The 12693-nt window shown below is 66.1% G+C and carries 14 protein-coding genes; all 14 read right to left on the reverse strand.

All coding sequences use genetic code 11. The annotated features are described in order from the left end of the window. Positions 1-239: 239 nt before the first annotated feature. The 14 genes from D103_RS0110535 to D103_RS0110600 all read right to left on the reverse strand — a co-directional run bounded on the left by D103_RS0110535 (position 240) and on the right by D103_RS0110600 (position 12690). The gene (locus D103_RS0110535) at positions 240-536 is read right to left on the reverse strand and encodes a hypothetical protein (RefSeq protein ID WP_017943077.1); all 297 of its coding nucleotides are present in this window, start codon (positions 534-536) and stop codon (positions 240-242) included. 112 nt (positions 537-648) lie between these two features. Continuing rightward, a complete protein-coding gene (gene glmS, locus D103_RS0110540; RefSeq protein WP_018876785.1) occupies positions 649-2499 on the reverse strand; it encodes a glutamine--fructose-6-phosphate transaminase (isomerizing) in 1851 nt (616 codons plus the stop codon). Between the two features lie 3 nt (positions 2500-2502). Then, on the reverse strand, positions 2503-3885 hold the full coding sequence (gene glmU / locus D103_RS0110545; protein WP_018876786.1) for a bifunctional UDP-N-acetylglucosamine diphosphorylase/glucosamine-1-phosphate N-acetyltransferase GlmU: 1383 nt from the start codon (positions 3883-3885) through the stop codon (positions 2503-2505). A gap of 79 nt (positions 3886-3964) precedes the next feature. After that, the gene (locus tag D103_RS0110550) at positions 3965-4384 is read right to left on the reverse strand and encodes a F0F1 ATP synthase subunit epsilon (protein ID WP_018867623.1); all 420 of its coding nucleotides are present in this window, start codon (positions 4382-4384) and stop codon (positions 3965-3967) included. A 13-nt stretch (positions 4385-4397) separates the two neighbouring features. After that, the gene (gene atpD / locus D103_RS0110555; RefSeq protein WP_018867622.1) at positions 4398-5774 is read right to left on the reverse strand and encodes a F0F1 ATP synthase subunit beta; all 1377 of its coding nucleotides are present in this window, start codon (positions 5772-5774) and stop codon (positions 4398-4400) included. A 58-nt stretch (positions 5775-5832) separates the two neighbouring features. Beyond that, on the reverse strand, positions 5833-6693 hold the full coding sequence (gene atpG, locus D103_RS0110560; RefSeq protein WP_018867621.1) for a F0F1 ATP synthase subunit gamma: 861 nt from the start codon (positions 6691-6693) through the stop codon (positions 5833-5835). Between the two features lie 12 nt (positions 6694-6705). Beyond that, complete coding sequence (gene atpA / locus D103_RS0110565) at positions 6706-8247, reverse strand: F0F1 ATP synthase subunit alpha (protein WP_018867620.1); 1542 nt, start codon at positions 8245-8247, stop codon at positions 6706-6708. A 13-nt stretch (positions 8248-8260) separates the two neighbouring features. Beyond that, positions 8261-8797: a F0F1 ATP synthase subunit delta gene (locus tag D103_RS0110570; RefSeq protein WP_018876787.1), complete on the reverse strand. Its 537-nt coding sequence runs from the start codon at positions 8795-8797 to the stop codon at positions 8261-8263. 9 nt (positions 8798-8806) lie between these two features. Continuing rightward, positions 8807-9277 (reverse strand): F0F1 ATP synthase subunit B, encoded by a 471-nt coding sequence (locus D103_RS0110575; protein WP_018867618.1) that lies wholly within the window; start codon positions 9275-9277, stop codon positions 8807-8809. A 53-nt stretch (positions 9278-9330) separates the two neighbouring features. After that, a complete protein-coding gene (gene atpE, locus D103_RS0110580; RefSeq protein WP_012983953.1) occupies positions 9331-9567 on the reverse strand; it encodes a F0F1 ATP synthase subunit C in 237 nt (78 codons plus the stop codon). 53 nt (positions 9568-9620) lie between these two features. Beyond that, positions 9621-10463, reverse strand: coding sequence for a F0F1 ATP synthase subunit A (atpB, locus tag D103_RS0110585; RefSeq protein WP_018867617.1), 843 nt, complete (start codon positions 10461-10463; stop codon positions 9621-9623). 31 nt (positions 10464-10494) lie between these two features. Next, positions 10495-10881, reverse strand: coding sequence for an ATP synthase subunit I (locus tag D103_RS0110590; protein ID WP_018867616.1), 387 nt, complete (start codon positions 10879-10881; stop codon positions 10495-10497). 167 nt (positions 10882-11048) lie between these two features. Then, entirely contained in the window at positions 11049-11891 is an 843-nt protein-coding gene (locus D103_RS0110595; RefSeq protein ID WP_018867615.1) for a ParB/RepB/Spo0J family partition protein, read from the reverse strand. A gap of 43 nt (positions 11892-11934) precedes the next feature. Next, complete coding sequence (locus D103_RS0110600; protein ID WP_018867614.1) at positions 11935-12690, reverse strand: ParA family protein; 756 nt, start codon at positions 12688-12690, stop codon at positions 11935-11937. Positions 12691-12693 lie beyond the last annotated feature (3 nt).

Below are 12693 nucleotides of genomic sequence, written 5' to 3' on the forward strand. Positions count from 1 at the left end.
GAAGGGCGATAGCACCACAGAGGGCCCAGAGGACACAGAGAAGGTCCCGGCTCGCGTGCTGCGGATGCCGTGGCCGCGCCGGCGGCCCGACGAAGAGATTCGCTCCAAGCCCCTCCGTACTTTCTCCGTGTCCTGTGTGTGCTCTGTGGTGACCAAAATGGTTTGCGGGGCCGGAAACGAAGAGACCCGGCACAGGGCCGGGTCTCCAGGGACAGCGCAGGGTTCGCTGCGGGCGCGGCTCAGGCCGCGCGGCGCAGGAACGGACGCTGGCCGGACTGGACCGCGCGGCGGATGAAGTCGGCACGGCCGGCCTCGCGCTGGTTCAGGTTGTCGGCGCACTGCGACGGCTCGTAGGCGGCAGCGGAGAGCATCACTTCCAGCTCGCACAGGTCGACCTTCGGCTGGGTCAGTTCGTCCGGGGTGGTGTTCAGCTTGCGGCCCACTTCCCAGAACATGCGCGGGTTCCAGAGCTTGGTCTGGATGCGCGGGGACTGGAACAGGGTGACGCAGCGGTTGTTGAGCTCTTGCTGATCCATGAGGGACTCCTGTGACAGATTGTTCAAGCGCGCCCGAATCTAGCCGACCCGGGGCGCGAATACAAGCGTTTCCTGATGGATCAGTGTTTCCCCAAGACTTCGGAGAGGCGCGCTATTCGACCGTGACCGACTTGGCGAGGTTGCGCGGCTGGTCCACGTCGGTGCCCTTCAGCACGGCCGTGTGATAGGCGAGCAACTGCAGCGGGATGGTGAACAGGACCGGCGCCAGCCAGGGGCTGAGGGCCTCGTTCTGCGGGAGGCCGATCCAGGTGTCTTCCGGGGCCAGCGCCCGTGCGGCGCTGGATTCGCCGATCACGATCAGCTGCCCGCCCCGCGCCCGAACCTCCTGCAGGTTGCTGGAGAGCTTTTCCAGCTGGGCGTCGTCCGGGGCGACCGCGATCACCGGCATCTCCGTATCGACCAGGGCCAGCGGGCCGTGTTTCAGCTCGCCCGAGGGATAGGCCTCGGCGTGGATGTAGGAGATCTCCTTCAGCTTGAGGGCACCCTCCAGGGCGATCGGGAAATACGCGCCACGGCCCAGGAACAGGGCGTGCTGGCGTTCCAGCAGGTCCTCGGCAATCCGCGCGATGGGGGTGTCCAGGGCGAGGATCCGCGCAACCTGATCCGGCAGGCCCCGCAGGGCCGCGACAGCGGCGGCACGGTCGCTGGCCGGCATCCGGGCGGCCTTCGCGACCTGACCCAGCAGCAGGACCAGGATCCCCAGGGCGGCGAGCTGGGTGGTGAAGGCCTTGGTGGAGGCGACACCGATCTCCGGGCCGGCGTGCGTCATCAGGATCAGGTCGGCCGCGCGCGCCATGGTGCTCTCGGGGACATTGCAGATGGCCAGGCGGGCGAGGAACGGCTCCTCCTGGGACTGGCGCAGCACCGCGAGGGTGTCGGCCGTCTCACCGGACTGGGAGATCACCACAAGCAGCGTGCCGGGAGCGAGGACATGGTGGCGGTAGCGGTACTCGCTGGCGACCTCCACCCGCGCCGGCAGGCCCAGGTGCTCCTCGATCCAGTGGGCCGCGACCATGCCGGCGTGATAGCTGGTGCCGCAGGCCACGATCTGGACGGCGGCGACGTCGGCGAGCCGTTCGTCACTGCCCGGGCCGAGGATGTTTTCGAGGATGGCCGCTTCGCCGAGGCGACCGGACAACGTCTCCTCGAGGGCGTGGGGCTGCTCGTAGATCTCCTTGAGCATGAAATGCCGGTATTCGCCACGATCCGCGACGTTCACCTGGCAACGACTCTCGCGGATGCCGCGCTCGACCGGGGCCCCGCGCGCATCCTCGACCTCGACGCCGGCGCGGGTCAGACGGGCGATGTCGCCGTCCTCCAGGTCGACAAAGCGCTGGGTCACCGGGAGCAGGGCCTGCACGTCGGAGGCGGCAAAGGTCTCGCCAATCCCCAGGCCGAGCAGCACCGGGCTCCCGGAGCGGGCGACGATCAGCTCGTCGGGGAAGTCCGCGAACACCGCGGCGATGGCGTAGGCCCCCTGGAGCTCGGCGCAGGTGCTGCGCATCGCCTCTCGCGGGGTGGCACCGGCCTCCAGCGCCTGTTCCAGCCGGTGGGCGATGACCTCGCTGTCGGTCGCCGACACGCAGGGCCAGCCCGCTGCGTCCAGTCGCGAGCGCAGGTCCGCATGGTTCTCGATGATGCCGTTGTGCACGATCGCCACGCGGCCATCCCGCGAGCGATGGGGGTGGGCATTCTCCTCGCTCGGGGCACCGTGTGTGGCCCAGCGGGTGTGGGCGATGCCCACGCGCCCCTGCAGGCCGGCGGCGTCGATGCGCTGCTCCAGCGCCGCCACCTTGCCGATGGCGCGGATGTCCGCAACCGCCCCGTCGTTCACCACCGCTACGCCGGCGGAGTCGTAGCCCCGGTACTCCAGGCGGTGAAGCCCTTCCACCAGGACGGGGACCAGGTTGCGCTCGCCGATGCCTGCCACCAGACCGCACATGGGTTAGCTCTCCTTGTTCTTGCTGGTCTTCTTCGGACGCGGCCAGTCGCGGATGGTGCGGGGCCGGGCGCGCGTGAGCGCCAGGGCACCCGGCTCGACGTCGTCGGACAGGGTGGACCCGGCACCCACAGTGGCATCATCGCCGATGCGGATGGGCGCCACGAGCGCGGTGTTCGAGCCGATAAAGGCCCGTTCGCCGATCTCGGTGTGGTGCTTGTTGGCCCCGTCATAATTGCACGTGATGGTGCCGGCGCCCAGGTTCGCGCCCGCGCCCACCCGGGCATCACCGACATACGTCAGGTGATTCGCCTTCGCTCCCGGACCGAGGGTGGCGTTCTTCATCTCCACAAAGTTGCCGACCCGCGCGCCCGTGCCGAGAACCGTGCCCGGCCGGATGCGCGCAAACGGCCCGATCCGGGCATCCGCGTCCACCCGCACCCCCTCGAGGATGCTGTGCGCCGCGATCTGCGTGCCCGACCCGATCTGGCAGTCGCGCAGCACGCAGCCGGGGCCAATGTAGACATCATCCGCCAGCGTGACCGTGCCCTCGATCACGACGTTCACGTCCAGGGTGCAGTCCTGCCCGAAGGTGAGAACGCCTCGGACATCGACACGGTCGGGATCGGCCAGTGCCAGGCCGTCGCGCATCATGTCGGCGGCCTGCGCCTTCTGGTAGAGCCGTTCCTGGACGGCCAGCTGGGCGCGATCGTTCACGCCGAGCACCGCGGCCGGATCCCGACTCTCGGCAACCGTGACCGCGGATCCGTCGGCGCGGGCCGCGGCGACCACGTCGGTCAGGTACCACTCGCGCGCGCCACCCGGTGCCGGCTCGCAGGCAGCCAGCCAACGGCGCAGATCGCCCGCCGGCGCGGCCAGGACCCCGGTATTGATCAGATCCACGGCCCGTTCGTCGATCGACGCCTCCTTGTCCTCGACGATTCGCTCGAGGGCGCCGTCCGGGGCCAGGATCAGGCGCCCGTAGCCCCCGGGATCGGCAACACGCGCGGCGAGCACGGTCACCCCATCGCCCGCCGCGCAGGCCTCGAGGTCGGCGACCGGGATCCGCGGCACATCGCCGTAGGTCACCAGCACGCGCGCTTCCTCGGGGACATGTTCCAGCGCGCGAAACACCGCGTGTCCCGTGCCGCGGGGCTCACCCTGATCGATCCAGTCGAGGGGCAGCGTCGATTCCGCGAACGCGGCGCGCACGCGTTCCTGCTGGTGGCTCACCACGAGGTGGCAGGCGGCGGCGTCCAGCGCGGCCGCGCGGTCGAGTACATGGGCAAGGAGGGGCCGGCCGGCGAGGGGCTGCAGGACCTTCGGCTTGCGCGAACGCATGCGCGTGCCCTTGCCGGCGGCCAGTACCACGAGATGGAGGGGTGTCATTTCAGGCATGGCTGCAATGATAAAGGGCCAACCGAGATGGTTGGCCCTTGGGGTAGGTCATCCGTCGCAATTCGCCGGATTATTTCCGGCGCAGCTTCTGGATCATCTGCAGGCGGGCGGCCGCCTCGACCAACTCCGCCTGGGCCTTGGCGTAGTCGAAGTCGGCCTTGGAGTTCTCCAGGGCCTCCTCCGCGCGCTTCTTGGCCTCCAGCGCCTCGGCCTCGTCGAGGTCCTTGGCCCGCACTGCGGTGTCCGCGAGGACGGTTACGTGGTAGGGCTGGACCTCGAGGATGCCGCCGGATACGAACACCGGCTGCGGCTCGGCGCCTTCCTTTTCCTGGATGCGCAGTTCGCCCGGGTTGAGCCGGGCGAGCATCTGGGTATGCCCGGCATATACGCCGACCTCGCCACCTTCGGCGGGCGCGGCGATCATCAGGGCCGTACCGGAGTAGATGGACTCCTCCGCACTGACCACATCCACATGCATATTCATGGGCATAACGCCTTGCTCCTTAGCCGAGCTTCTCGGCCTTCTCGACGGCTTCCTCGATGGTGCCGACCATGTAGAAGGCCTGCTCCGGCAGGTGGTCGTATTCACCGTCGACGATCGCCTTGAACGCACGGATGGTGTCCTTCAGGGACACGTACTTGCCGGGCGCCCCGGTGAAGACCTCGGCCACGAAGAACGGCTGCGACAGGTAGCGCTGGATCTTGCGCGCGCGGGCCACGACCAGCTTGTCGTCTTCCGACAGCTCGTCCATCCCCAGGATCGCGATGATGTCCTTCAGCTCCTTGTAGCGCTGCAGGGTACCCTGCACCGCGCGGGCGGTGTCGTAGTGCTCCTGGCCAATGATCTGCGGGTCCAGCTGGCGCGAGGTGGAATCCAGCGGATCCACCGCCGGGTAGATCCCCAGCTCGGCGATCTGGCGCGACAGCACGACGGTCGCATCCAGGTGCGCAAAGGTCGTGGCCGGGGACGGGTCGGTCAAGTCATCCGCCGGCACGTAGACGGCCTGGATGGAAGTGATCGAACCCTTCTTGGTCGAGGTGATGCGCTCCTGCAGCACACCCATCTCTTCCGCCAGGGTCGGCTGGTAACCCACCGCGGACGGCATACGACCCAGCAGCGCGGAGACCTCGGTCCCGGCCAGGGTGTAGCGGTAGATGTTGTCGATGAACATCAGCACGTCGCGGCCTTCGTCACGGAAGAACTCGGCCATGGTCAGACCGGTCAGCGCGACGCGCAGACGGTTGCCCGGCGGCTCGTTCATCTGGCCGTAGACCAGGGCCACCTTGTCGAGGACGTTGGAGTCCTTCATCTCGTGATAGAAGTCGTTCCCTTCACGAGTACGCTCGCCCACGCCGGCAAACACGGAATAACCGGAGTGCTCGATCGCGATGTTGCGGATCAGCTCCATCATGTTGACGGTCTTGCCCACGCCGGCGCCGCCGAACAGGCCGACCTTACCGCCCTTCGCGAAGGGGCACAGCAGATCGATGACCTTGATGCCGGTTTCCAGCAGCTCGGTGGAGCCCGCCTGCTCGTCGAAGGTCGGGGCGGCGCGGTGGATCGACCAGGTCTCCTGGGCCTCCACGTCGCCGGCGTTGTCCACCGGACGACCGAGGACGTCCATCACGCGGCCCAGGGTCCCCTTGCCGACCGGCACGGAGATCGGCTTGCCGGTCGCGGTGACCGGGGTCTGACGCTTCACACCCTCGGTGGTCCCCATGGCGATCGTGCGCACGACACCGTCACCCAGCTGCTGCTGGACTTCCAGGGTCAGGCCGTTTTCCAGGGTCAGGGCGTCGTAGACCTTGGGCACTTCGCCGTGGGGGAACTCCACATCCACGACGGCGCCGATGATTTCGACAATCTTTCCAGAACTCATTTGTTCATCCTCGTAAGTCGTAATTCGTGCCGAGTCGACCGATACGTGACGGCGGGCGCTAGACCGCGGCCGCGCCGCTGACGATCTCGGAGATCTCCTGGGTGATCGCGGCCTGGCGCGCCTTGTTGTAGACGAGCTGCAGGTCCTTGATCATCGTGCCGGCGTTGTCGGAGGCGGACTTCATCGCCACCATGCGCGCGGCCATTTCGCAGGCCACGTTCTCGACCACCGCCTGGTAGATCAGGGACTCGACATAGCGCTCGAGCAGCGTATCCATCACCGGATGCGTGTCGGGCTCGTAGATGTAATCCCAGTGGTGCTTGAGCGATTCGTCCCGGCTCGGCGCCGTCGGCAGCAGCTGGGTCACCTCGGGCTGCTGCGTCATCGTGTTGACGAACTTGTTCTCCAGCAGCACGACGCGGTCCACCTTGCCGTCGCGGAAGTTGTCCAGCACCACCTTGATCGACCCGATCAGGTCGTTGATGTGCGGACGGTCACCGAGATCTTTGGCTTCGGCCACGATGTTGCCGCCAAGGCGCTTGAAGAACTGCAGCGCCTTGTTGCCCACCACGCAGAGATCGACCTCGACACCCTCGTCGCGGTACCGGCGCATCTCGCCGACAGCCTTCTTGAACAGGTTGGTATTCAACCCGCCGCAGAGGCCGCGATCGGTCGACACGATGATCAGCGCCACGCGCTTCACTTCGCGCTCCACCATGAACGGATGCTTGTACTCGGCATTCGCCATGGCGACGTGACCGATCACGTCGTGGATCTTCTGCGCGTAGGGCCGGGACTCTTCCATACGGTCCTGGGCCTTGCGCATCTTGGACGCGGCGACCATCTCCATCGCCTTGGTGATCTTCTGAGTATTCTGGATACTCTTGATCTGCGTCCGAATCTCCTTAGTGCCCGCCATTGCGTGCTCCCGTTACCAGCTGTGCTTGGCCTTGAACTCTTCCAGGGCCTTCTTCAGCTTTTCCTGGATGGAGTCGTTGTAGTCGCCAGTGCTGTTGATTTCGTCCAGGAGCTCCTTCTGCGAGGAACGCGCATAGGCGATCAGTTCCTTTTCGAAGCTCACGACCTTTTCCGCCTCGACGTCGTCGAGGTAGCCCTCGTTCGCGGCATACAGGGAGAAGGCCATCTCGCCAATGGACATCGGCTGGTACTGACCCTGCTTCATCAGCTCGGTCACGCGCTTGCCGCGATCCAGCTGCTTGCGGGTCAGTTCGTCCAGATCGGAGGCAAACTGCGAGAATGCCGCCAGCTCGCGATACTGGGCCAGCGCCAGACGCACGCCACCACCGAGCTTCTTGATGATCTTGGTCTGCGCCGAACCACCCACGCGGGAGACCGACAGACCGGCGTTGATCGCCGGACGGATACCCGAGTTGAACAGGTCGGTCTCGAGGAAGATCTGGCCGTCGGTGATCGAGATCACGTTGGTCGGCACGAACGCGGACACGTCGCCGGCCTGGGTCTCGATGATCGGCAGCGCGGTCAGCGAACCGGTCTGGCCCTTCACCTCGCCGTTGGTCTTTTCTTCCACGTACTCGGCGTTCACGCGGGAGGCCCGCTCCAGCAGACGCGAATGCAGGTAGAAGACGTCGCCCGGATAGGCTTCGCGGCCCGGCGGGCGGCGCAGCAGCAGGGAGACCTGACGGTAGGCCCAGGCCTGCTTGGTCAGGTCGTCGTAGACGATCAGGGCGTCTTCGCCACGGTCGCGGAAGTACTCGCCCATCGCGCAGCCGGCATACGGGGCGATGAACTGCATCGCGGCCGACTCGGAGGCGTTGGCGGCGACGATGATGGTGTTCTCCATCGCGCCGGCCTCTTCCAGCTTGGCCACCACGGACGCAACCGACGAGGCCTTCTGGCCCACGGCGACGTAGATGCACTTAACGCCGGAGTCCTTCTGGTTGATGATCGCGTCGATCGCCACGGCGGTCTTGCCGGTCTGACGGTCGCCGATGATCAGCTCGCGCTGGCCGCGGCCGACCGGAACCATGGCGTCGATCGCCTTGATGCCGGACTGCAGCGGCTGGTCGACGGACTGGCGTTCGATAACGCCCGGGGCGATCTTTTCGATCGGGCTGGTCACGTCGGTGTTCACCGGGCCCTTGCCGTCGATCGGGCGACCCAGGGAGTCGACCACGCGACCGAGCAGGGCCTCGCCCACCGGGACCTCGAGGATGCGACCGGTGCACTTGACCGTGTCGCCTTCCTTGATGTGCTTGTAGTCACCCAGGATCACGACGCCGACGGAGTCGCGCTCGAGGTTGAGCGCCATGCCGAAGGTGTCCTCGGGGAACTCGAGCATCTCGCCCTGCATGACGTCACCCAGGCCGTGCACACGCGCGATACCGTCGGTCAGGCTGACGACGGTGCCCTCGTTGGAGGCCTCGGAGGAGGCATCGAATTTCTCGATGCGCTGTTTGATCAGATCACTGATCTCGGAGGGATTCAGTTGCATGTTAAATATCCTCTTAGCGACTCAAATTGGCAGCCAGGCGGTTCAGCTGGCCTCGCACGGAGCCGTCGATTACCAGGTCGCCGGCGCGGATGATGGCGCCCCCCAGCAGGGAGCTGTCGACTGAGCATTCGAGATCGACTTCGCAGCCCAGGCCCTTGACCAGGGCGTCGTGGATCTCTTTCTCCTGCGCCTGCGTGAGCTTGCGGAAGGCGGTGACATCGGCATGCACACGCTGTTCTGCGGCGGCCTTGAGTTCCTCGAAGGCGTCGCGGACGGCGGGCAGGGCCGGCAGGCGGCCGTTCTCCGCCAGCAGGCGCACCAGATTGCCGGCCTCGGCACCGACCTTGTCACCGGCCACGTCCAGCACCAGCTGGGCGCGATCGGCACGCGGGAGCCGCGGGTTGGAGAGGAGACTGTGCATCTGCGAGTCGCTGGCGATCGCCGCCAGCAACTCGAGCTGCTCGGCCCAGCCGGCGAGATCACTGGCCTCGCGGGCCCGCTCGAATGCCGCGCGGGCGTAGGGTCGGGCGACCGAAATCAGGTCTGACATAACGTCTCCTTAGAGCTTGGCCGCGAGCTTCTTGAGCAGATCGCCGTGGGCCTTGGCGTCAATCTCCTTGGCCAGGATCTGCTCGGCGCCGGCAACCGCCAGTTCGGAGACCTGCTTGCGCAGCTCTTCCTTCGCGCGGTTGAGCTCCTGCTCGATTTCGGATTGCGCCGCTTCCTTGATGCGGTCGCCTTCCTCGCGGGCCGTGGTCTTGCTCTCCTCGACCAGATCGTTGGCACGCTTCTGGGCGGAGGCGACGATCTCGTTGGCCTGCTGTTTGGCTTCCTTGATCACCTCGGTCGCACGCTCCTGGGCGAGCTCCTGCTCTTTCTCGCCGCGCTCCGCTGCGGCGAGACCGTCGGCAATCTTCTTGCGACGCTCTTCCAGGGCGTTGGACATGGGCGGCCAGACGTAGCGCATCGTGAACCACACGAAGACGCTGAACGCGAGCAGCTGGCCGATGATGGTCAGATTGATATTCATCCTGCTACCTCGGGTTGACGAGTGTGAGGGATCCTCGGGACTCGGTCAGCCTCTTAGCCCAGGGCGAACAGAACGTACAGGCCGATACCCACACCGATCATCGGCACGGCGTCGGTCAGACCCATGACGATGAAGAACTGGGTACGCAGCATCGGGATCAGTTCCGGCTGACGCGCGGCGCCTTCCAGGAAGCGACCACCCAGGGTGCCCACGCCGATCGCGGCGCCGACAGCGGCCAGACCCAGGAGCAGAGAGCCAGCCAGAACGATCAGAGCGTTTGCCATTTCCATTTTTGTATCTCCAGTCGAGTGTTGAAACAGTCAGTTGAGTAGGAAGATCGGAATCAGTGGTCTTCGCTGTACGCCATGTCCAGATAGACGACGGTCAGCACCATGAAGATGAAGGCCTGCAGCGGCACCACGAGGATGTGGAAGATCGCCCAGCCGACATGCAGCACGCCGCCGGCCAGACCCAGGATCAGGCCCGCGGAGTACATCACGCCGATCAGGATGAAGATCATCTCCGCGGCGTACAGGTTGCCGAACAGTCGCAGGGCGAGCGAGGCCGGCTTGGCCAGCAGGTTGATGAACTCCAGGACGAAGTTGATCGTCCAGAAGATCGGCTTCAGGAACACGATGTTGGTCTGGAACGGGATACCCGTGAGTTCCTTGATGAAGCCGACCGGGCCCTTGATCTTCAGCGAGTAGTAGATGATCAGGATAAACACGCCCAGCGCGAGGCCGGCGGTCACGTTGATATCCGTGGTGGGCACGATCTTGAAGTACGGGATGCCCAGTAGATAGGCGATGTGCGGCAGCAGATCCACCGGCACCAGGTCCATCAGGTTGAGCAGGAAGATCCAGACAAAGATGGTCAGCGCGAGCGGCGCGACCATGTCGTTCTTGTGCTTGAAGGAACCACGGACGTTGTCGTTGACGAAGTCCATGGTCATTTCGACGAAGTTCTGCCAGCCGCCCGGGACGCCGGCGGTGACCTTCTTGGCCGCGGCGCGGAACGTCAGGATAAACAGCAGACCCAGACCGATCGACCAGAGCATGGAGTCGACATGGATCGCCCAGAAGCCCATCTCGGCGGCTTCGGTGCTGGTCGAGGCGAAGCTCAGTCCGTTCTCGGGGTGGAGCCCGAAGGTGAGGTTCGTGAGATGGTGAGCAATGTGCTCTTCCATCGTGGGCAGTTCGCTTTCTGAAGCCATGCAGTTATCTCGTCATTGCTTGATCAGAAACCCGGTGCAGCCACCACAGGGGGGCCAGGTGCACCAGGAGGAAGATGCCGAACAGGGCCGGTAGGTCCGGCTCGTCCAGGTAAGCGAACGCCACCCCGAATGCCACCGCGATGATTGCCAGTCGTCCCAGCTGTGCGCCCATCATGCGGGCGGTCAGCGAGCCCACCTGATCGGCTCGATAGGGCCGAAACACGACGACCGCGGCCACGGCGTTGCCGAGGGTCGCGGTCATGCCGCCCACCGCGGCCGAGATCGCCACGATCGGGGGGAACAGGGCCAGAAGCAGGCCCGACAGAATCAGCGTTAAGGCGAGCTGCAGACCCAGCGATTGTAAGGCGTGTCTGAAGCGTCGCGGTGTCATTCAGCGGATGGGCACACCCACCCCTCTCCCAAAAAGTGCGCGTAGTATAAGAGCGCCCTTCTATTAGGTCAAACCGTTATGGGGCTGTAAGCAGGGGTTTGGGCCCGGTGCGGGCGGGGCGCGCGGACGGCGTTGCCGGGAGGATTGGCGCGGGGAGTCCGCGGCCTCTACTGGATGTGTTCGAGGATCCCGTCGAGCTCGTCGAGGCTGTTGTACTCGATGACCAGGCGACCCTTGCCCTGGCGGTTGTAGCGCACCTGCACCGGGGCGCCGAGCTGGTCGGACAGGCGGCTTTCCAGTTGCCGGACTTCGGGCGAGGGTCCGGTGTCCTTCTTCGGCTCCGGGGTGGCGGCCAGGACCTTCTTCACCAGTTGTTCGGTTGCGCGCACGGAGAGCCCGCGCTTGACGACGGTGGCGGCAACCCCCGGCTGATCGTCGAGGGGAACAGCGAGCAGGCAGCGCGCATGGCCCATTTCCAGGCGGCCCTCGTTGACGTGTTCCTTCACGCTGTCGTGGAGTTCCAGCAGGCGCAGCAGGTTGGTCACCGAGGTGCGCGAACGGCCCACGGCATCGGCCGCGGCCTGGTGGGTCATCTCGAACTCCCCGATCAGGCGCCGGATCGCCTGGGCCTCCTCCAGCGGGTTCAGGTCCTCGCGCTGGATGTTCTCGATCAGGGCCATCGCGGCGGCGGCCTGGTCGGGGATGTCGCGCACCACCGCCGGCACGGTCTCCAGCCCCGCGATCTGGGCCGCGCGCCAGCGGCGTTCGCCGGCGATCAGTTCGTAGCCATCCTCCAGCCGCCGGACGACGACTGGCTGCACGATCCCCTGGGCACGAATGGAGTCCGCGAGTTCCGCCAGGGCGGCCTCGGCCATATGCACGCGCGGCTGGTATTTGCCACGCCGGATCTGCTCGATCGGGAGTTGATCCAGGCTGTCGGCTTCGTCGCCGCCGGCCTGGGCGCCGGAAAGGAGGGCATCGAGGCCGCGGCCCAGTCCACGTTTCGCCATGGTCGATCGTTCCTGCAGACAGTCGGTTGGGGGACGGGCGGCGTCAGCGCCGCAACATCTCGCCGGCCAGGGCCAGGTAGGCCACCGCGCCACGCGAGGAGGCATCATACAACAAGGCCGGCTGGCCAAAACTGGGGGCCTCGGCCAGGCGGATGTTGCGCGGGATCACGGTGCGGAACACGCGGTCGCCGAAATGGCCGGTCAGCTGTTCGGAGACGTCCCCGGACAGACGGTTTCGCGGGTCGAACATGGTACGCAGCAGCCCGGAGATGCGCAGCTTCGGGTTGGGCCCGCGCTGGATGCTCTCGATGGTGCGCATCAGGGCGGTCAGGCCCTCGAGGGCGTAATACTCGCACTGCATCGGGATCACGACGCCGTCGGCGGCGACCAGGCCATTGACGGTAAGCAGGTTCAGCGACGGCGGGCAGTCGACCAGGATGTGATCGTAGTTCGCGGCGGCCGCGCCCAGCGCATCCTGCAGGCGGTATTCGCGGCGATCGGCCTCCATCAGCCGGACCTCGGCCACGGTCAGGTCGCCGTTCGACGGGACCAGGTCGTAGCCGGCCTCGACCCGGTGGGCAGCCTCGGCGACCGTGGCCTGGCCCAGCAGCACCTCGCAGGAGGTGGGGTCGTCGGCATGCTTGTCCACGCCGGAGCCGGTGGTGGCATTGCCCTGGGGATCCATGTCCACCACGAGTACGCGCTTGCCCAGGCGCGCCAGCGATGCGGCCAGGTTAACGCAGGTGGTGGTCTTGCCGACCCCGCCCTTCTGATTGGTGATCGCCAGTGTATCGGTCACGGC

It is taken from the genome of Thioalkalivibrio sp. ALE31 (assembly GCF_000377405.1).
Lineage (GTDB): Bacteria > Pseudomonadota > Gammaproteobacteria > Ectothiorhodospirales > Ectothiorhodospiraceae > Thioalkalivibrio.